The following is an 18,134-nucleotide window of genomic DNA, read 5'->3' on the forward strand; positions in this document are numbered from 1 at the left end:
ATTGATCTGGCTCGCGCCCGACGCGCGAGCCGGATCTACTGCGCCAGCGCTGGATAGTCGTGTTGGACGGCCTCCCGGATCCAGCCCGCCTGGATCGCGCGAAACAGGATCTGCGCCGTCTTGATATCATTTGCCTTCACGCAGAGGTCGACGATGCGGCGGACCGCATCGTCGCGCATCAGATCGTCTGCGATCTTCATCGCAATTTCCATCGCGACGCGGGCTGCACGTTCAAAGCGCTCACGTTCGCGCTTATCAGCCTGTGCGGAGCCTCCGACAGCCTCCGCGCCCGCTCTCGCAGCCTCGCAGATGTTACGAATGCGCTCCGCCGCGTCGATATCGCCGATCGGTCCCTGGATCGGCTCATCCCAGATGTCGGCCGGCTGCCGCCTTGCGAACCACTTCATTGCCCCACCCCTGGCCTTTATGGCTTGCACCGTTCAGGACGTGCGGCGCGGCCCGATCGCCTCGAACTGCGCCTTCTGCTCGTCGTTGAGCGTGGCGTAGAAATCATCGAGCGCCGCGCGCACCGACTTGATCCCGTCCAGCATCGCATCGAGCCGTTTGCGGATTGTGGCCATGCGTGCCGGCGGTGTCATCACGTCATTGGGCTCGCAGCCCGCCTTGAGCGATGCGCTGACCTTGCCGCTTGTATCCTGGAGCACCTGGAGCGCCGCGCGCTGGGTGTCGCTCGGACGAAGCCGCTCATCGATCACAGCACCGGGCCAATCGAACGCGGCGGTCACATTGCAAGACTGCACCGACGCTTCCCTCGCATTGTTCGATGCCGTCGCACGACGCTGATCCTCGGCCAGCGCATTGAAGCGCGCCTTCTGCTCGTCGTTCAGCGAGCCATAGAATTGGTCGAGCGCGGGCTGGACCAGCTCGACGGCCTTCTGCATCGCCTCGATGCGCTGCTGCATCGCTGCGAGCCGGCCGGGCGCCGTCGCTGCGGCCTGCGTCGGACAGGATGTGCGGATCAGCGCTGCCGCGTCGACTGAGGCATTGCCGAGCGCATCGAGAGCGGCGCCCTGCGCATCTGTCGGCTGCACCGCGGATGCGATCTGATCGATCGGTAGTCCGGCGATGGCACGGCGGTCACTGCCGCAGAGCTGATCGAGCGGTGCGCTACGCGCCCGTCGTCGTCCCTGCGGTTGCTGCGGCAGATAGGCCGACAGGCGATCATAGCCATAGGGGCCGAAAATGCCTGCATAGATGTCGGGGTAACCGTAACCCCAGAAGCCGAGCCCGTCGCCCCAGATCGTGTAATCGTAAAGGTCGTTATAGGCGAACGGCCAGAACAGCGGCCCGACCCAGCCATAGCCGCCGCCCGCATGCTGCCACCATCCGCTGCTTGCGCCGCTCCAGCCGGCCAATGCGGCCGCTGCCACGATCTGTGTACGCGCTGCCGGATTGCTGATCAGCCGGCCATTCCGGAATGCGCTGGTGTTCAGGGCGTTGCGGAAGCTCGCGGGGCGGATCGCCGCATTGCGGATCTGACCGAAGTTGGGCCCGCCGCGTCGGACCCCGGACGTGAACCGCATGCCGCGATGATGCCCGCCGGCATGCCCATGTCCACCGCCGTGGCCACGGAAATGTCCGCCGCCGTGATGGCCACCGCCGTGCCCGCCTCCATGGCCGCCCCCATGGCCGCCCTTGGCCATAGCCGCGCCCGCCAGCATGCAGGCAAGCGCCATCGCGGCAATTCCAATGACCGGTCGCACCATCGCATCCTCCCGCAGAGCCGCGCCATTGAGGCATCGGAACTTGGCGGGAATTGGAACCGACAGGATTGCCGAAAGTTCCCGCCCCGACCGGTGGACGGCATCGGCCTTGCGGCGGCTTTGTTGTGCCGAAGGCCTACGCCTCCGGCACAATCTTGCCGGGATTGAAGATGTTGAGCGGATCGAGTGCCTTCTTCAGTGCCCGCATCGCATCGAGCGCCTCGGGGCCGAGCTCTGCCTGGAGGTATTTCTGCTTGCCCTGGCCGATGCCGTGCTCGCCGGTGCAGGTGCCGTCCATCGCCTGCGCGCGCTCGACCAGGCGATGCATGAACTCTTCGCCGCGCGCCATCTCGGCGGCATCCTTGGTGTCGCAGACCAGCGAGCAATGGAAATTACCGTCGCCGACATGGCCGACAATCGGCGACAGCAGGTTGAGCCGCTTGAGATCTTCCTCGGTCTCGCTGACGCAATCGGCGAGCCGCGAGATCGGCACGCAGACGTCGGTCGCGACCACGCCGATGCTATCACCGGGCCGCAGCGCCTTCACGGACCAATAGGCATCGTGCCGCGCCTGCCACAGTTTCGTGCGGTCCTCCGGCTTGGTGGTCCAGGAGAATTCGCCGCCGCCGCAATCCCTCGCAATCTCACCGAACGCCTTGGACTGCTCGGCAACCTCGATCTCGCTGCCGTGGAATTCCATCAGCAGCAGCGGCGTCTCCGGCAGCGTCAGCTTCGAATAGGCGTTGCAAGCCTGCACCTGCGCGGCGTTGAGCAGCTCGATGCGCGCCACGGGAATGCCGGTCTGGATCGCCAGGATCACGGCCTGACAGGCCCCGTGCACGCTCTCGAACGACACCGCACCGGCCGCGATCGTCTCGGGGATGCCGCGCAGACGGATGGTCAATTCCGAGATGATGCCGAGCGTGCCTTCGGCGCCGACGAACAGATGGGTGAGGTCGTAGCCGGCGGATGATTTCTTGGCGCGCGTGCCGGTGGTGATGATCTCGCCGTCACCGCGCACCACCTTCAGCGCCAGCACGCTGTCGCGCATGGTGCCATAGCGCACGGCATTGGTGCCGGAGGCACGGGTCGAGGCCATGCCGCCGAGCGAGGCGTCCGCGCCGGGATCGATCGGGAAGAACAGGCCCTGGTCGCGCAGATGCTCGTTCAGCGCCTTGCGGGTCACGCCGGGCTGGATCACGCAGTCGAGGTCCTCGGCGTGCACCGCGAGCACCTTGTTCATGTCGCGCAGGTCGATCGAGATACCGCCGGCCGGCGCGTTGACCTGGCCCTCGAGCGAGGTGCCGGTGCCGAAGGGAATGACGGGGACGCGATTTTTAGCGCAGATCCGCACCACGTCCTGGATGTCGGCGGTCTCCTGCGCCATCACCACGCCATCAGGCGGCTGGTTCGGGATCCAGGTGGTGGTATGGCCATGCTGCTCGCGCACGGCCTGCGAGGTGATGAGGCGGTTACCGAAGCGTGCGGCAAGCTGCTCCAGCGCGCTCGCGAGGGCTTTCGGCTCCGGCCGCGGCGGATTATTGGTGATGGTGGTACCCACGGACATTCCTCCCGACAGAAGAACCGTGGCAAAGGATATAAAACCGGTCAAGTCAAGCGACCGGACGCATAGCTGGAAGGAAACATGCCGGAGACTGCCGCCTCAGCGCCCAAAGCCGAGCCGTTCCGCGCCTCGATCATGCAGATCGAGCCGCAATGGATCGACTATAACGGCCATCTCAACATGGCCTATTACAACGTGATGTTCGACCGCGCGATCGACCAGCTCTGGGCCGAGCTCGGCATCGGGCCGACTTACATGAAGGAGCGAGGCGGTTCGACCTTCACTGCCGAATGCCATGTGCGTTACTTGCGCGAGATCCACCTCGGCGATCCCGTGCAGATCCTGGTCTGGCTGCTGGAGGCCGACAACAAGCGGCTGCACACGTTCGAGGAGATGCGGCACGCAACCGAGGGCTGGCTGTCGGCGACTTCCGAGAACATATCGCTTCACATGGACATGAGCTCGCGCAAGGTTGCGCCTTTTCCGCCGGATATAAGCGAGCGCATCGCTGCGGTCACAAAGGCCCACAGCGCGGTCTCGCGCCCCGAGGGCATCGGCCGGAACGTGGCGATGCCCTCGAAGCGGTAGCGCGTGATCCGGCGGCCTATACCCTGTTGCGGCCGCGGGCCAGGCCGACCACGGCCGAGACCAGGAACAGAACGACCGCGATGAAGAAGATGATCTTGGCGATCTCGATCGAAGCGCCGGCGATGCCGCCGAAGCCCAGGATGCCGGCGATCAGTGCGATAACCAGAAACGTCACAACCCAGCCAAGCATGGTCAAACCCTCGTCTTGATGTCTGTCTACGTCTGGCGCGGCTGGCCGCGCCACCTGTCCAGACAATCTCGAGGCGGGAACGATGGTTCCGGCCCGGACAGGGTGGAAATTCGCGAGGACCGCTGGAACAAATTGACGTGCCCCGCACGTGGAAAACCTCGTTCCGCCGCCCCATATAGGCACCAATCCCTGTTAGAAGGCTCCCTTCCGCCACCCCGCGGTGCCATCGTGGGGCCCATGATTCGCATGACCGAGCCGAGCAAGATCACGTCCCAGAACGTCCCCGACCACCAGCCCGCAGCCGGCGGCATTGCCGCGCGTGCGCGCGCCTCGGTGGGCCCGAAATATCTGTCCGGGCTCAATCCGGAGCAGCGCGAGGCCGTGGAGACGCTGGACGGCCCGGTCCTGGTGCTGGCCGGCGCCGGCACCGGCAAGACGCGCGTGCTGACGACGCGTATCGCCCACATCCTGAGCCAGGGCCGCGCCCGCCCCGCCGAGATCCTGTCGGTGACCTTCACCAACAAGGCGGCGCGCGAGATGAAGCACCGGCTCGGCCAGATGCTCGGCCACGCCGTCGAGGGCATGCCGTGGCTCGGCACCTTCCACTCCATCGGCGGCCGCATCCTCCGCGTCCATGCCGAGCTGGCGCAGCTCAAGTCGAATTTCACCGTGCTCGATGTCGACGACCAGGTGCGGCTGCTGAAGCAGCTGCTGCAGGCCGACAACATCGACGACAAGCGCTGGCCGGCACGCATGCTCGCCGGCCTGATCGATGGCTGGAAGAACCGCGGCCTGATGCCGTCGCAGGTGCCCTCCGGCGAAGCCGCCATGTTCGCCAACGGCAAAGGCGGCAAGCTCTATGCGAGCTATCAGGAGCGGCTGAAGATTCTGAACGCGGCCGATTTCGGCGATCTGTTGCTGGAGAACATCCGCATCTTCCGCGAGCACCCGGATATCCTCAGGCAGTACCAGCAGCGTTTCAAATATATTCTGGTCGACGAATATCAGGACACCAACGTCGCGCAATATCTGTGGCTGCGGCTGCTGTCGCAGGCGCCGTCGGCGACCAAAGCCGTCGTTCCGGGGCGCGTCGAAGACGCGAACTACGACGCGCAATTGCGCGTCGGACAATCTCGAGATGAGTCCTCAGCTCTAGATTCCGGGTCTGCGCCTTCGGCGCATCCCGGAATGACCGAGCAAGCGGCGATCGCGGCTGCGCCCAATGCCCCAACCAAAAACATCTGCTGCGTCGGCGACGACGACCAGTCGATCTATGGCTGGCGCGGCGCCGAGGTCGACAACATCCTGCGCTTCGACCACGATTTTCCCGGCGCCAAGGTCATTCGCCTGGAGCGCAACTATCGCTCGACCGGCCACATCCTCGCCGCCGCATCGCATCTGATCGCGCACAATGAAGGCCGGCTCGGCAAGACGCTGCGCACCGAGGACCAGGACGGCGAGAAGGTCACGGTCACGGGCTCGTGGGATTCGGAAGAGGAAGCCCGCGGCATCGGCGAGGAGATCGAGCAGATCCAGCGCCGCGGCGAAAAGCTCAACGAGATCGCGATCCTGGTGCGCGCCTCCTATCAGATGCGCGAATTCGAAGACCGCTTCGTCACGCTCGGCCTGCCCTATCGCGTTATCGGCGGCCCACGCTTCTACGAGCGCGCCGAAATCCGCGACGCGCTGGCTTATCTGCGCGTCATCAATTCGCCGGCCGACGATCTCGCCTTCGAGCGCATCGTCAACGTGCCCAAGCGCGGCCTCGGCGATGCCACCGTGCAGATGCTGCACGACCACGCCCGCAAGCGCCGCATTCCCTTGTTCGAGGCGGCCCGCGCGGTGGTCGAGACTGATGAGCTGAAGCCGAAGGCGCGCGGCTCGCTTCGCGAGGTCGTCGCCCAGTTCGACCGCTGGCGCGCCCAGCGCGAGGTCACCGCGCACACCGACCTCGCCCAGATCGTGCTCGACGAGAGCGGCTATACCGAGATGTGGCAGAAGGACCGCTCGGCGGACGCCGCGGGCCGGCTCGAAAACCTGAAGGAGCTGGTGCGCTCGATGGAGGAATTCGAGAACCTGCAAGGGTTCCTCGAACACATCTCGCTGGTGATGGACCGCGACAGCGGCGCCGACGAAGACGCGGTGTCGCTGATGACGTTGCACTCGGCCAAGGGGCTCGAATTCGACAACGTGTTCCTGCCGGGCTGGGAGGAAGGCCTGTTCCCGAGCCAGCGCACGCTGGACGAACAGGGCCGCGCCGGCCTCGAAGAGGAGCGTCGGCTCGGCCATGTCGGCCTGACCCGCGCCCGCCGCCGCGCGATGATCTATTTCGCCACCAACCGCCGGATCCACGGCACCTGGTCGACCACGATCCCGTCGCGCTTCCTCGACGAATTGCCGGCGGCCAATGTCGAGATCACCGAATCCAAGGGCGGCTCGGCCTGGGGCGGCACCGGCGGCTACGGCGCCTCGCGCTTCGACGACATGGAGGCGTTCGGCTCCACCTATTCGACGCCGGGCTGGCAGCGTGCCCAGGCCAACCGCAACCGGGGCGGCGGCCGTACCGGCGGCGGTGGCGGTGGCTTCGAGGAACAGGCCTCGTCGTTCTCATCCTCCTCGTCATCAGGCCCCGACTTCGGCAGCTTCTCCTCACGCCGCCGCGGTCCCCTGACGATCGAGGGCGAGCTGGTCGCCAAATCGACCGGCACCACCTCGGAATTCTCGTTGTCCGATCGCGTCTTCCACCAGAAATTCGGCTACGGCCGCGTCACCAAGATCGACGGCAACAAGCTCACCATCGCCTTCGACAAGGCCGGCGAGAAGAAGGTCGTGGACAGCTTTGTGCAGCGGGCGTGAGCGCCCCGATATGGCTCCGTATGTTGCCATCATCGAAGACACCGATCCCGACGCTGTCAGCCTATGGTTTCCCGACCTGCCCGGCTGCATTTCCGGCGGTGATGACGTCGACGAGGCCCTGGAGAGTGCACCCGAGGCACTCGCCTTCTATGCGCAGGAGCTGATCGCGGACGGCCGGCAGCTTCCTCCGCCCAGAACATTGGACGAGCTCAAGGCCGAGCCTGAGTTCGCCGACGACCTCAGGAAACACACGGTCGCCCTGATCGAATGGCCGCCCCGTGAAGACGCCGACGAGTGAGGACTGTTCGCCGCACTCGCCGGGCCTTCGACAGTTCTCGTCCGAACAGCCCTTGACCCGCCCGAACTTCCCCGTATCAGATGCAGCCATGGTCCGGGGCTCCATCACACTGATCTTGCTGGCATTGGGGATGCCGTCGCTTGCGGCGGCGGAGACCATGAGCTTTGGCGATTCGATCGGGCTGCTGGCCAAGAGTTGCGGTGCGGAAATCGTCGCCAATTGCCGCGGCGTCAACCCGGATTCGACCCGCCTGAAGGAGTGCCTGTCGCGCAATCGCGACGTGCTGTCCCAGCAGTGCGCGAGCGACTATCTCGGCGCGTTCGACGCCATCCAGAAGCGCGTCGCCGCGCGTGTCACGGTGGCGAACGCCTGCCAGCGCGAGATCGTCAAGGTCTGCGGCGGCTCGACCAAGGAGACCAGCAAGTCGATCCCCTGCCTGGTTTCGACGCCCAAGGGCATCAGCAACAACTGCCTGAAAGCCGTCGACGACGCGGGGTACCGCTGATGCGCGCGAGCAGGCTTTTCATTGCCGGAACTGCAGTCGCGCTCGGTCTCGCTTTGCTCGCGAGCACTGCCGTCGCCCAGACGGCGGCACCGACCCGCGACGACATCGTCAGCAAGCTCAACCATTTCGAAGAGGCCGCCGAGGTCGACTTTCCCGCGCTGAAGCAGCAGGTGATGGAGCGCGCCAAGGCCAGGATCAAGAACGATCCGGGTCCGGTGAACCGGCCGCCGATCGCGCCTGACCTCGCCAAGCTGCCGGCCTTCAACGCGCAGATCCAGTTCGATGCCGACACGCCGATCATCCAGCCGACCTCCTACCAGACCGTCGGCCGCATCGCGGACGCGCTGGTTCATTCCTCGCTGCTGCCCTACACGTTCCTGATCGTCGGCCACGTCGAATCCAACTCGAAGACGCGCGAGGCCAACGCGATCCTGAGCCAGCGCCGCGCCGACGCGATCCGCGACGTGCTGGTGAACACGTTCAAGATCTCGACCAAGCGGCTGCATCCGATCGGCCTCGGCGAGGAGCAATTTCTCGACCGGGCCAAGCCGACCTCGACCGTCAACGGCCAGTTGCAAATCCTGACCTACGCCAAGGTACCCGAGGACGCGCCTGCGCATCCGGCTGCGGCGTCTGCGCCTGCGGCGAAAAAGCCCGCCAAGAAGCGCTGAGCGAACGCAGCTTCGCATCCGACGGAACCCCTTGAAGTCCCGATCGTTTTGTAGCCTGTCCGGGGCGCACAAAATACGGTTTCACGCGACAAAAGCGCCGGTTTGTGCACCGCCCGGTCCAGTGCTATAGCCTCTGTTCGCCCTTCCCCGACCCCGTGCTGCATGAGACCGAAATGGGTGGCTATTTTCAGCGCCAACTTGCCGTTTATGTCGAGTACCATCGCGACCCACGGAACACGGCGATGCATGTGGTCGGTATTCTCCTGTTGTTCACAGGCGCCGTGATGCCGCTGACGCTGGTCAGGCTTCCGCTGTTCGGTTTCGATGTCAGCCTCGCCGTGATCCTGGCCTTGCCGGTCCTGATGTATTGGCTGCTGCTCGATGTGGCGCTCGGGATCGGCATTCTGGCCGTCTCGATCGTGCTGTTTTCGGTTGCGACGACCGTTGCGGCGCAAGTCAGCACCGCGACGATGTGGGCGATTTTCGCCGCGCTGGTGGCGCTCGGCCTCGCCGCGCAGGCCATCGGCCACAAGGTTTTTGAGGGCCGCGAAGCCTCGTTGTTCACTTTTCCTTCGCATCTTTTGCTTGGACCGATGTTCGTGATGGCAAAATTATTCATTGCATTGGGCTTCCGTCGCGACCTTGCCGCGATTCTGGCGCCTCTTCCGACCAATTCCCTTTCAACCCGATAGCTCTAGACGCGAAACAGCAACCTTCTGCATGGCTCTCGTACTGGTTACCGGTGGCAGTGGCTTCATCGGACATCACCTCGTCGAAGCGCTCCGCGCCCGTGGGCAGCGGGTGCGCGTTCTCGATGTCCGCGCGCCTGCCGCGGCAAACGCGGATGTTGAATACGTCCACGGCTCGGTGCTCGATGGCGCCGCGGTCGATACTGCGATTGCCGGGGTCGATCAGGTCTATCACCTCGCCGGCCTGCCCGGCATGTGGGTCGCCAACAAGCAGGACTTTCACGACGTCAACTGTCGCGGCACCGAAATCATGCTCGCGGCCGCAATGAAGCGCGGCGTCTCGCGCTTCCTGCACTGCTCGACGGAATCGATCCTGTTCCCCTATTCCGACCTCAAAGGCGCTGCCGCCGAAGAGGCGCTGCAGCCGGCCGACGCGATGCCGGGTGCCTATACGCGCTCGAAGTCGCTCGCCGAGCATCATGCCGCGAAGGCCGCGGCCAGCGGCTTTCCGCTCGTGATCGGCACGCCGACCATGCCGATCGGTGCGGCCGACCACAATCTGACACCGCCGACGGCGATGCTGTGGTACTTCCTCCAAAAGAAAGTGCAGCCGCATCTCAACTTCCTGGTCAACCTCGTCGATGTCCGCGACGTTGCCATGGGCCTCGTGCTGACCATGGAGCGCGGCCGCACCGGCCAGCGCTACATCCTCGGCGGCGACTGCGTCCCGCTCGGCAACATCCTGCGGATGATGTCGGCGATGAGCGGCCGCCGGCAGTTCCCGGTCGTCGTGCCCGGCAAGGTCGCCGAGCTCTCGGGCATCATGCTCGAATACCTCGCCGATCGTGTCACGCGCCGACCGCCCAACGGCACCGCCGAGGGCGTGCGCATTGCGCTCGCCGCGAGCGACCTCTCGATCGGCAAGGCGCGCACCGAGCTCGGTTACGCGCCGCGTCCGATCGAGCCCGTGCTGCGCGAAACCATCACCCATCTGCTCGCCCGCAACGGCCAGCAGCCCTCCGGCGCCATCAAGCATCACGCGCTCTCCTCGCGCGCGAGCTAAAGCCGCCGCCCAACGCAAAGAACCTTCATGTCCTTCGATTTCAGCAAGCTTCTCTCGGTCGCCTGGGGTGGCTGGACCACGGCCTGGCCGACCGAACTCCTGGCCCTGGTCTGGCTCGCCTTTCTCGCCAGCTGGGTCGGCGCCTCGTTCTGGCAGGGGCGGACCAAGAAGCAGGTCATGACCCTGGAGTCGCAGCGCTATCGTCTGCCGATCCTGGTCGGCGGCATCCTGTACACCCCGTGGGTTGCACAACTCCTGGGCTGGAAGCCGCTTTGGGTGCTCGGCAACACCGGCATCTACATCGCCGCGGTCCTCTCGGCCGCCGGCATCGCCTTCGCTTGGTGGGGCCGGCTGCATCTCGGAAAATTCTGGTCGAACACCATCACCCAGAAAGAAGATCACCGCGTTATCGACACCGGCCCCTACGGCATCGTGCGTCACCCGATCTACACCGGCTTGATCTTCGGCATGCTCGTCACCGGCATCGCAATCGGCCTCGTAACCACAATCCTCGGCGCGATCCTGATCTCGCTCGGCATGTGGCAAAAGGGCCGAATGGAAGAGGTGTTCCTGTCGAAGGAGCTCGGCGAAGACGCCTACGGCGCCTATTGCCGCCGCGTGCCGATGATCATCCCGTTCCTGTCGCCGCGGTGAGGGCTTAGCAGCTCGCGTCCCTCTCGTGTCCCGGACGCGCTGCAGCGTGCAACGCTGCTGCGCAGAGCCGGGACCCAGATAGCGACACAGTGCGCGGTGAGATGGGCCCCGGCTCTGCAGCGCACCGCGAAGGCGCGCTGCGCTGCGTCCGGGGCACGAGCGCACGATCTGACCCATCTAGGAACCGCGCCTCCCCAAGCCCGTTACCCCTCGACAGCTGCCACCAGCGCGAGCATTGCGCCATGTCGGACGCCTACGATTATTTTCGCGAGCATGCGATCACCGCCGTCCGCAAGGCGCGGGCGCTGCCGCGTGGGCGGCCGAAGCAGAAGCAGCGCACGGTGGCGCGGGTCTATCATCTGCTGTCAAAGGAGGCCGCGCTGGTGCCGAACATTCATCACCTCGATGATTTTCGCGCGGCGCGGCGGCTTGAGCGGCAACTCCCTCGCTGATCTCCGGGCAAAGGCCGTCGGCGTTCGTCCCATGCAAAATCGATCGGCTGCCATTCCATGGGAATAGGCCCGGCCGGCGCCCCGCACAGGTTGACGTCCGCCCCGTCAGCCAGTTGGATGCGCGCGCAAACAGGGGCCCTCTCATGACCTTTTCCAGCATCTTTGCGCAGTTCGTTGCGCTTCTCGGCGGCATCGCGCTGCAATGGCGGAAGCTGTCGGGCACCGTGCCTGCGCCGGCCTGGGGAGAGAAGCCCGCCATTCCCGAGGCGAAGCCGCAAGGCGCGATCCCGACCTTGAAGATGCCGACCGCGCGCGGCTGGAGCGAGGGCCAGAAGCCGACGGTCGCGCCCGGGCTCAAGGTCAACGCGTTCGCGACCGGGCTCGACCATCCGCGCTGGATCGAAGTGCTGCCCAATGGCGATGTGCTGATCGCGGAGGCGACGCAGATCGCGGGCGCGCCGCGCAGCGTGTTTCATTACGCGATGCAGGCAACGATGCGGCGCGCCGCGGCGCTCGGCGTGTCCGCTGACCGCATCACGCTGCTGCGTGACAAGGACGGCGACGGCGTCGCCGAGCACCGCGGCGCCTTCATGGAGAACCTCAGCCAGCCGTTCGGCATGGCCCTGGTCGGCGACACTTTTTACGTCGGCAACACCGACGGCGTGATGGCGTTTCCTTACGTCACCAATGCCGACTGCATCACTGCGCCGGGCAAGCGGCTCACGACGTTCAAGCCAAGCGGACACTGGACCCGCAGTCTTTTGGCAAGCCCCGACGGCAAGAAGCTCTATGCCGGCGTCGGCTCGCTCAGCAACATCGCCGAGATGGGCATGGAGGTCGAGGAAGGCCGCGCCGCGGTGTACGAGCTCGACCTCGTTGCCGGCACGCACCGCATTTTCGGCGCGGGCCTGCGCAACCCCGTCGGGCTGGCGTGGGAGCCGAATACGGGTGTGCTCTGGACCGTCGTCAACGAGCGCGACGGGCTCGGCGACGAAACACCGCCGGATTATTTGACGTCGGTGCGCGACGGCGGCTTCTACGGCTGGCCCTATTGCTATTGGGGCAAGACGGTGGACGACCGCGTGCCGCAGGATCCTGCGATGGTCGCCAAGGCGCTTCAACCGGACTACGCGCTCGGCGGCCACACCGCCTCGCTCGGCCTGTGCTGGATGCCCGCAGGCACGCTGCCGGGCTTCCCCGACGGCATGGTCATCGGCCAGCACGGCTCGTGGAATCGCAGCACGCTGTCCGGCTACAAGCTGGTGTTCATCCCGTTCGAGAACGGCAAGCCGTCCGGCCCCGGTCGCGACATCCTGTCGGGCTTCCTGTCCCCGGACGAGAAGGAATCCTACGGCCGCCCGGTCGGCGTCGTGATCGGCCCCGACAAGAAATCACTGCTGATGGCCGACGACGTCGGCAACGTGATCTGGCGCGTCACGGGCGCGTAAAGGATCACGTCCCCACACACAGCGTGGCGCGCTGCTTCTTCAGCAGCGCAATCACGGACAGCGCGGTGATCAGCCCGGTCTTGGGATTCTCGGACGGGATGTTTTCGATGCCCATCGAGAACCGGGCCGAATCCGCCTCGACCTCGATGCGGTGAACGTTGCGCGTCACGGTTGGATCAGCCCAAACCTGGATCTCGGTGCGATCAGGCCCGATGCCCGCCAGCGACAACGCAACGGCGACATTGACGTTCGCCGGAAAGCCCTTCGCCGCCTCGCGCGCGCTGCCCTCGAACAGTTTCAGCGGCTCGCGCAGATTGTCGATATCGATCTTGTTCTGAACGATGAAGGACGCGCCCTTCAACCCGTCGATCGGCTTGCGTGTCACCATCTTCACGGAATGAATGGTGCCGATTGCAGCGGCGTTGACGGCATCGAGCCCGATCAGCGCGCCGGTCGGCACGATGATGCGGCCGCCATTGGCACGCGCGAGATCGATGAGATCGAAATTGTCGAGCAATCCGCCGACGCTGACGACGACCGCCGCCTTGCCGCGCTTCACCGCAGGCTCGACGATAGCGCGCAACTGGCTGCTCGGTGCGCACTCGACCACGATATCGGCGACCTCGCCGAGCTGATCGATCGGCAGGATCTTTGGCGGATGACGCAGACCGCCGATGAAGGTCTGATGCTTGGCGGGATCGCGCACGGCCACGGCCGACAGCGCCAGCCCCTCGATGCCCTGATCGAGCGCGGTCGCGATCTTCGTGCCGATAGAGCCCAGCCCGGCAATGGCGACCCGCAACTCGCTCGAAGCTCTCTGTTCAGTCATCGCACTCGCCTTTCCCGGGCTTCCGTCATAGCGCCTCACGCCTCACGCGCATAGCTGCGCAGCCGCGCCTCGAGCACCGCCAGCATGGCATCGCGGGCCGGATCGCGCGAGCCGCACAGCCACGCGGCGGCGAGCGGCAGCCGGCCGACCGGCCCGCTCTGCCTTGGCCGCAACGGCACAAAGCGCACGCCCGTGACCGCCATGCGCGTGGTCCAGCGCGGCACGATCGCAACGCCGAGCTTCGTGGCCACCAGGTTGATGATGGTCTGCTTCTCGTCGGCGACCTGCACGATGCGCGGCGTCAGGCCTGCCTGCTCGAACAGCTTGATCGTGAGATCATGGCTATGCGGCCGCGAGCGGCGGTCCGGCACCAGCATCGCCTCGTCGGCGATGTCGGCCAGCGTGACCCACTTGCGCGCCGCCAGCGCGTGCCGCTGCGGGAACGCCACGATCGCGGTCTCCTGGAGCAGATCGCGGAATTCGAGCCGCTTGTCCGCACGATCGGGCGGGCGAACGAAGGCGAGATCGAGCGCGCCGGTCAGGATCTTCGGCAGCAGCCGGACGGTCTTGTCCTCGAGCAGCTGCACCCCGATGTCAGGATGCTTGGCGCGTAAATCGCGCAAGAGCGTCGGCAGCAACCCGGCGGCTGCGCTGTCGATGGCGCCGATCCGGAGCCGCCGCGCGGTCCCCGACCGGGAGCGGTTGCGCAGATTGCTCTCGACCGCCTCGACCCGGGCAAGGATGGCGCGGGCATCACGCAGCAGGGTTGCGCCGTCCTCGGTGAGCGACACCGCACGCGTCGTCCGCGCGAACAGCCGCGTTCCCAGATCCTCCTCCAGCAGCCTGATCTGGCGGCCCAGCGCGGAAGGCAGCATCTGGAGCTGCTGCGCCGCGCGGCCGAAATGCAGCTGCTCGGCCGTCGCCACGAAGCATCGCAACTGATGCAATTCCATATACCGTCCTCTCGTCTCGCACCGACCTGATTATATCATTTTTTTGTATAAACCAGCGCCGATTGAGTATGCCTCCTCCCCCAACCTAGGCTCATGGCCGGCGTGGACCTTTCGGTCCGCCTCACAACAACAACCGGAACTCGAGGGAGGCAGGGATGACAAGCGAGATTCAGACGCGCGTGCTGCGCAAGATCACTTGGCGCATCGTTCCCTTCATCATGCTGCTGTACTTTGTGGCCTTCATCGACCGCGTCAACATCGGCTTCGCTTCGCTGACGATGAACAAAGACATCGGCCTGTCGCCCGCGGTCTACGGCTTCGGCGCCGGCATTTTCTTCTGGGGCTATTTCCTGTTCGAGGTGCCCTCCAACATCATCCTGCACAAGCTCGGCGCGCGGATCTGGATCGCGCGGGTCATGATCACCTGGGGCCTCGTCTCGGCCGCGATGGCCTTCGTGCAGGGCGCAACCAGTTTCTACATCCTTCGCTTCCTGCTCGGTGTCGCCGAAGCCGGTTTCTTCCCGGGCATCATCCTCTATCTCTCCTACTGGTTCCCGGCGCGCCAGCGCGCCGCGGTGACCGCACTGTTCATGGCGGCTGCGCCGCTTTCCACCGTGCTGGGCTCACCGATATCAGGTGCGCTGCTGGAGATGGACGGACTGCTCGGCTTCAAGGGCTGGCAATGGCTGTTCGTGCTGGAGGCGCTCCCGGCCGTGGTGCTCGGCTTCGTCGTGCTCGGCTTCCTCACCGACCGCCCCGAGAAGGCGAAATGGCTTGCCGAGGACGAGCGGCGCTGGCTGGTCGAGACCATGAATTTGGAGACCACCAGCAAGGCCGCGACCGCGAGCCACAGCATCTGGCGCGGGCTTGCCGATCCGCGCGTGCTGGCACTGTCGCTGATCTATTTCGGCACCTCGGCCGGGCTCTACACGCTCGGCGTCTGGGCGCCGCAAATCATCAAGCAGTTCGGCCTGTCCTCGCTCCAGGTTGGCTTCCTCAATGCGCTGCCGGCAACGGCAGCCGTCATCGCCATGATCCTGTGGGCGCGGCATTCGGATCGCACCGGCGAGCGCACCTGGCACGTGGTGTGGGCCTGCCTGATCGCTGCCGCGGGCCTTGCCTATGCCGGACTTGCGACCGGCGTGGTCGCGGTGCTGCTCGCGCTCGCTCTCGTCAATATCGGCATCTCCTCTGCCAAGCCGCCGCTCTGGAGCATGCCGACGCTGTTCCTGTCCGGCCCCGCCGCCGCGGCCGGCATCGCCACCATCAACTCGATCGGCAATCTCGGCGGTTTCGTCGGCCCCGCCATGATCGGCTGGATCAAGGACCAGACCGGCAGCTTCGTCGGCGGGCTTTACTTCGTTTCCGGCCTGCTCGTTCTCTCCGCGGCCCTCACTTTGCTATTGTCACGGGTGAAAATCGCGCCCGTCGAACCCGTCCCGCAAACCCACTGACATCCCAAACGGAGCATTCTCATGCGCACCCATTCGATCGCAGCCATTCCCGCCGACGGCATCGGCCCCGAGGTGATCTCGGCCGGCGTCCGCGTGCTGGAGGCGCTGGCCAAACGCAGCGGCGATCTTGCCTTCAACGTCAGGACGTTCGACTGGGGCTCGGACTATTACAAGAAGCACGGCGTGATGATGCCGGCGGACGGCCTCACCGAGCTGAAGAAGTTCGACGCGATCTATTTCGGTGCGGTCGGCGCGCCCGATGTGCCCGACCACATCACACTGTGGGGCCTGCGGCTGCCGATCTGCCAGGGCTTTGACCAATACGCCAATGTGCGCCCCACGAAGATCCTGCCCGGCGTCGCCTCGCCGCTGCGCAATGTCGGTGTCGGCGATCTCGACTGGGTGATCGTGCGCGAGAACTCGGAAGGCGAATATGCCGGCATGGGCGGCCGCGCCCACAAGGGCCTGCCGGAAGAGGTCGGCACCGAAGTCGCGGTCTTTACCCGCGTCGGCGTCACCAGGATCATGCGCTATGCGTTCCAGCTCGCACAATCGCGCCCGCGTAAATTCCTGACCGTCGTGACCAAGTCGAACGCGCAGCGCCACGGCATGGTGATGTGGGACGAGATCGCGGCCGAGGTCGCCGGCGAATACCCCGATGTGACCTGGGACAAGATGCTGGTCGATGCCATGACGGTGCGCATGACGCTGCATCCGAGGAGCCTCGACACCATCGTCGCGACCAATCTCCATGCCGACATCCTCTCCGACCTCGCCGGCGCGCTGGCCGGCAGCCTCGGCGTGGCGCCGACCGGCAACATCGATCCGCAGCGCCGCTTCCCCTCGATGTTCGAGCCGATCCACGGCTCGGCCTTCGACATCACCGGCAAGGGCATCGCCAATCCGGTCGCGACGTTCTGGACCGGCGCGCAGATGCTCGAGCATCTCGGCGAGAAGGACGCCGCTTCAAGGCTGATGGCGGCGGTCGAGCGCGTCTGCGCAGCGGGCGTGCTGACGCCTGATGTCGGCGGCAAGGCGACGACGAAGGAAGTGACGGACGCCGTGATCGACGCGATCAACGGGTCGAACCTGTAGCTCTCCCCCTCTCTCCCCGCACGCGGGGAGAGGCGGAGAACGTCCCTACTTCCGCTTCGCCGGAGCCGGCGGCGGCGTCACCATCGCGGCCGCAGGCTCGGGCGGTGTCAGATGCCGGGGCACGATGATGGTCTGGCCGGGCGTAAGCTGCGCGTTCTCTGCAAGCGAGTTGCTCTGCGCGAGCGTCCACAGCGGCACGCGATTGGCTGCAGCGATGCTCTCCATGGTGTCGCCGCGGCGCACCGGCACCCGCACGCCGCTATCCCACAATTCGACCAGCGTATCCGGAGGCACCAGATAACGCAGCGGCACGGCACCGGCCTGGGTCTGCGGCGGAATGCGCGGCAACTGCGTCACCATCTCGACGATCTGGCGATGGATATCGTCGGACTTCTCGATGTTGATGTGGGAGACGCGCGCGTTTTCCTTGAGGTCGTAGCTCGCATAATGGCCGCGAAAGCCGGGGACCGCGACGACGTCGCCGCCGCCGAGCACGCTATCGGACAGGAAGATGTTGATGAAGCGCTCGACATTGAGCGGCACGTCGCCGGTCGCATGCGCGGGATCGATGGCGATGACGAGGCTGATCGGGATGCTCTCCTTGGCCGCCATCTCGGAGATGACGATCGAGCACAGACCACCCATGGAGTGCCCGATCAGCACGATCGGCGCCGCCTTCTCCTTGTAGCTGGCGATGACGCGGCTGCCGATGAACCGGCATAGGGTGAATTCATAGACATCGGCGGAAAAGCCGGCTTGTGTCAGCTTCTCGCCGAGCCGGTCCATGCCGGTCGAGAAGATAGGCCCCATGGCGCCGCGGAACAGGTAGATTTTCGGCGGCGGCAACGGCTCGAACGGCGGCGGCGGCGGCGCGGCGGGTGCGGCCGCGGTGGCCTTGGACTTGGCAGGTGAGGCGGCGGCCATGCCGGGGCTCAGGACGAGCAGCGCAACGGCTGCCAGCGCGACTAGTCGCCTCAAATCAATCATCAGTCCAGCAGTCCCGCCACGGGAGGCGATCACCTCCCTCGCGGGCTTAGTGACGGCCGATTGGGTGGAATTTGGGGCACGGAACCGGCCTCCATCCCCTCCGGGCGCGATCTC

At 65.7% G+C, this 18,134-nt stretch carries 19 protein-coding genes; 12 read left to right on the plus strand and 7 right to left on the minus strand.

Annotated elements, in window-relative coordinates; genetic code table 11:
* Positions 1-35: 35 nt before the first annotated feature.
* From GA0061098_RS23135 to GA0061098_RS23145, 3 genes are all read right to left on the minus strand, one after another.
* The gene (locus GA0061098_RS23135; protein WP_028145489.1) at positions 36-407 is read right to left on the minus strand and encodes a hypothetical protein; all 372 of its coding nucleotides are present in this window, start codon (positions 405-407) and stop codon (positions 36-38) included.
* 33 nt (positions 408-440) lie between these two features.
* Positions 441-1,727 (minus strand): Spy/CpxP family protein refolding chaperone, encoded by a 1,287-nt coding sequence (locus GA0061098_RS23140; RefSeq protein ID WP_091961575.1) that lies wholly within the window; start codon positions 1,725-1,727, stop codon positions 441-443.
* A 133-nt stretch (positions 1,728-1,860) separates the two neighbouring features.
* Positions 1,861-3,285, minus strand: coding sequence for an FAD-binding oxidoreductase (locus GA0061098_RS23145; RefSeq protein WP_091961913.1), 1,425 nt, complete (start codon positions 3,283-3,285; stop codon positions 1,861-1,863).
* Positions 3,286-3,369: 84 nt separating this feature from the next.
* Here GA0061098_RS23145 and GA0061098_RS23150 point away from each other — a divergent pair, with 84 nt between their 5' ends.
* A complete protein-coding gene (locus tag GA0061098_RS23150; protein ID WP_091961578.1) occupies positions 3,370-3,876 on the plus strand; it encodes a thioesterase family protein in 507 nt (168 codons plus the stop codon).
* 16 nt (positions 3,877-3,892) lie between these two features.
* Here GA0061098_RS23150 and GA0061098_RS23155 read toward each other — a convergent pair whose 3' ends face one another.
* Positions 3,893-4,066 (minus strand): DUF1328 domain-containing protein, encoded by a 174-nt coding sequence (locus GA0061098_RS23155; RefSeq protein ID WP_018319670.1) that lies wholly within the window; start codon positions 4,064-4,066, stop codon positions 3,893-3,895.
* Positions 4,067-4,303: 237 nt separating this feature from the next.
* On the opposite strand from GA0061098_RS23155, the gene GA0061098_RS23160 reads away from it, so the two are divergent.
* The 9 genes from GA0061098_RS23160 to GA0061098_RS23195 all read left to right on the plus strand — a co-directional run bounded on the left by GA0061098_RS23160 (position 4,304) and on the right by GA0061098_RS23195 (position 12,702).
* Entirely contained in the window at positions 4,304-6,922 is a 2,619-nt protein-coding gene (locus GA0061098_RS23160) for an ATP-dependent helicase (protein WP_091961581.1), read from the plus strand.
* Between the two features lie 10 nt (positions 6,923-6,932).
* The gene (locus GA0061098_RS23165) at positions 6,933-7,220 is read left to right on the plus strand and encodes a type II toxin-antitoxin system HicB family antitoxin (RefSeq protein WP_091961584.1); all 288 of its coding nucleotides are present in this window, start codon (positions 6,933-6,935) and stop codon (positions 7,218-7,220) included.
* A gap of 88 nt (positions 7,221-7,308) precedes the next feature.
* The gene (locus GA0061098_RS45130; RefSeq protein ID WP_028145495.1) at positions 7,309-7,725 is read left to right on the plus strand and encodes a hypothetical protein; all 417 of its coding nucleotides are present in this window, start codon (positions 7,309-7,311) and stop codon (positions 7,723-7,725) included.
* On the plus strand, positions 7,725-8,396 hold the full coding sequence (locus GA0061098_RS45135) for an OmpA family protein (RefSeq protein ID WP_165637544.1): 672 nt from the start codon (positions 7,725-7,727) through the stop codon (positions 8,394-8,396). The genes GA0061098_RS45130 and GA0061098_RS45135 overlap by 1 nt, the downstream gene beginning before the upstream one ends.
* Positions 8,397-8,569: 173 nt before the next feature.
* Complete coding sequence (locus GA0061098_RS23175) at positions 8,570-9,088, plus strand: Mpo1 family 2-hydroxy fatty acid dioxygenase (protein WP_165637545.1); 519 nt, start codon at positions 8,570-8,572, stop codon at positions 9,086-9,088.
* 28 nt (positions 9,089-9,116) lie between these two features.
* Positions 9,117-10,148, plus strand: a complete 1,032-nt coding sequence (locus GA0061098_RS23180) for an NAD-dependent epimerase/dehydratase family protein (RefSeq protein WP_091961593.1) — start codon at positions 9,117-9,119, stop codon at positions 10,146-10,148.
* A gap of 27 nt (positions 10,149-10,175) precedes the next feature.
* On the plus strand, positions 10,176-10,802 hold the full coding sequence (locus GA0061098_RS23185) for a methyltransferase family protein (protein ID WP_091961596.1): 627 nt from the start codon (positions 10,176-10,178) through the stop codon (positions 10,800-10,802).
* Positions 10,803-11,044: 242 nt separating this feature from the next.
* Complete coding sequence (locus GA0061098_RS23190; protein WP_091961599.1) at positions 11,045-11,254, plus strand: hypothetical protein; 210 nt, start codon at positions 11,045-11,047, stop codon at positions 11,252-11,254.
* Positions 11,255-11,397: 143 nt separating this feature from the next.
* Complete coding sequence (locus tag GA0061098_RS23195; RefSeq protein WP_091961602.1) at positions 11,398-12,702, plus strand: PQQ-dependent sugar dehydrogenase; 1,305 nt, start codon at positions 11,398-11,400, stop codon at positions 12,700-12,702.
* A gap of 4 nt (positions 12,703-12,706) precedes the next feature.
* Here the strand turns inward: GA0061098_RS23195 and GA0061098_RS23200 are convergent, their stop codons facing one another.
* Positions 12,707-13,531, minus strand: coding sequence for an aspartate dehydrogenase (locus GA0061098_RS23200; RefSeq protein ID WP_091961606.1), 825 nt, complete (start codon positions 13,529-13,531; stop codon positions 12,707-12,709).
* 35 nt (positions 13,532-13,566) lie between these two features.
* Entirely contained in the window at positions 13,567-14,484 is a 918-nt protein-coding gene (locus tag GA0061098_RS23205; RefSeq protein WP_091961609.1) for a LysR substrate-binding domain-containing protein, read from the minus strand.
* Positions 14,485-14,639: 155 nt separating this feature from the next.
* Between GA0061098_RS23205 and GA0061098_RS23210 the strand changes: the two genes are divergently transcribed.
* The gene (locus tag GA0061098_RS23210) at positions 14,640-15,938 is read left to right on the plus strand and encodes an MFS transporter (protein WP_091961613.1); all 1,299 of its coding nucleotides are present in this window, start codon (positions 14,640-14,642) and stop codon (positions 15,936-15,938) included.
* Positions 15,939-15,959: 21 nt separating this feature from the next.
* Positions 15,960-17,033 carry a tartrate dehydrogenase gene (locus GA0061098_RS23215; protein WP_091961617.1) on the plus strand — a complete coding sequence of 358 codons (1,074 nt, stop codon included), beginning with the start codon at positions 15,960-15,962 and terminating at the stop codon, positions 17,031-17,033.
* Between the two features lie 45 nt (positions 17,034-17,078).
* Here GA0061098_RS23215 and GA0061098_RS23220 read toward each other — a convergent pair whose 3' ends face one another.
* The gene (locus tag GA0061098_RS23220) at positions 17,079-18,020 is read right to left on the minus strand and encodes a LysM peptidoglycan-binding domain-containing protein (RefSeq protein ID WP_091961621.1); all 942 of its coding nucleotides are present in this window, start codon (positions 18,018-18,020) and stop codon (positions 17,079-17,081) included.
* Positions 18,021-18,134 lie beyond the last annotated feature (114 nt).

The organism is Bradyrhizobium shewense, from assembly GCF_900094605.1.
Taxonomy (GTDB): domain Bacteria; phylum Pseudomonadota; class Alphaproteobacteria; order Rhizobiales; family Xanthobacteraceae; genus Bradyrhizobium; species Bradyrhizobium shewense.

What these genes read in the sequence shown, in the direction of transcription:
- GA0061098_RS23135 (WP_028145489.1), bottom strand. Translation starts at nt 407, where the DNA reads ATGAAGTGGTTCGCAAGGCGGCAGCCGGCCGACATCTGGGATGAGCCG.
- GA0061098_RS23140 (WP_091961575.1), bottom strand. Translation starts at nt 1,727, where the DNA reads ATGGTGCGACCGGTCATTGGAATTGCCGCGATGGCGCTTGCCTGCATG.
- GA0061098_RS23150 (WP_091961578.1), top strand. Translation starts at nt 3,370, where the DNA reads ATGCCGGAGACTGCCGCCTCAGCGCCCAAAGCCGAGCCGTTCCGCGCC.
- GA0061098_RS23155 (WP_018319670.1), bottom strand. Translation starts at nt 4,066, where the DNA reads ATGCTTGGCTGGGTTGTGACGTTTCTGGTTATCGCACTGATCGCCGGC.
- GA0061098_RS23160 (WP_091961581.1), top strand. Translation starts at nt 4,304, where the DNA reads ATGATTCGCATGACCGAGCCGAGCAAGATCACGTCCCAGAACGTCCCC.
- GA0061098_RS23165 (WP_091961584.1), top strand. Translation starts at nt 6,933, where the DNA reads ATGGCTCCGTATGTTGCCATCATCGAAGACACCGATCCCGACGCTGTC.
- GA0061098_RS45130 (WP_028145495.1), top strand. Translation starts at nt 7,309, where the DNA reads ATGGTCCGGGGCTCCATCACACTGATCTTGCTGGCATTGGGGATGCCG.
- GA0061098_RS45135 (WP_165637544.1), top strand. Translation starts at nt 7,725, where the DNA reads ATGCGCGCGAGCAGGCTTTTCATTGCCGGAACTGCAGTCGCGCTCGGT.
- GA0061098_RS23175 (WP_165637545.1), top strand. Translation starts at nt 8,570, where the DNA reads ATGGGTGGCTATTTTCAGCGCCAACTTGCCGTTTATGTCGAGTACCAT.
- GA0061098_RS23180 (WP_091961593.1), top strand. Translation starts at nt 9,117, where the DNA reads ATGGCTCTCGTACTGGTTACCGGTGGCAGTGGCTTCATCGGACATCAC.
- GA0061098_RS23185 (WP_091961596.1), top strand. Translation starts at nt 10,176, where the DNA reads ATGTCCTTCGATTTCAGCAAGCTTCTCTCGGTCGCCTGGGGTGGCTGG.
- GA0061098_RS23190 (WP_091961599.1), top strand. Translation starts at nt 11,045, where the DNA reads ATGTCGGACGCCTACGATTATTTTCGCGAGCATGCGATCACCGCCGTC.
- GA0061098_RS23195 (WP_091961602.1), top strand. Translation starts at nt 11,398, where the DNA reads ATGACCTTTTCCAGCATCTTTGCGCAGTTCGTTGCGCTTCTCGGCGGC.
- GA0061098_RS23200 (WP_091961606.1), bottom strand. Translation starts at nt 13,531, where the DNA reads ATGACTGAACAGAGAGCTTCGAGCGAGTTGCGGGTCGCCATTGCCGGG.
- GA0061098_RS23205 (WP_091961609.1), bottom strand. Translation starts at nt 14,484, where the DNA reads ATGGAATTGCATCAGTTGCGATGCTTCGTGGCGACGGCCGAGCAGCTG.
- GA0061098_RS23210 (WP_091961613.1), top strand. Translation starts at nt 14,640, where the DNA reads ATGACAAGCGAGATTCAGACGCGCGTGCTGCGCAAGATCACTTGGCGC.
- GA0061098_RS23215 (WP_091961617.1), top strand. Translation starts at nt 15,960, where the DNA reads ATGCGCACCCATTCGATCGCAGCCATTCCCGCCGACGGCATCGGCCCC.
- GA0061098_RS23220 (WP_091961621.1), bottom strand. Translation starts at nt 18,020, where the DNA reads ATGATTGATTTGAGGCGACTAGTCGCGCTGGCAGCCGTTGCGCTGCTC.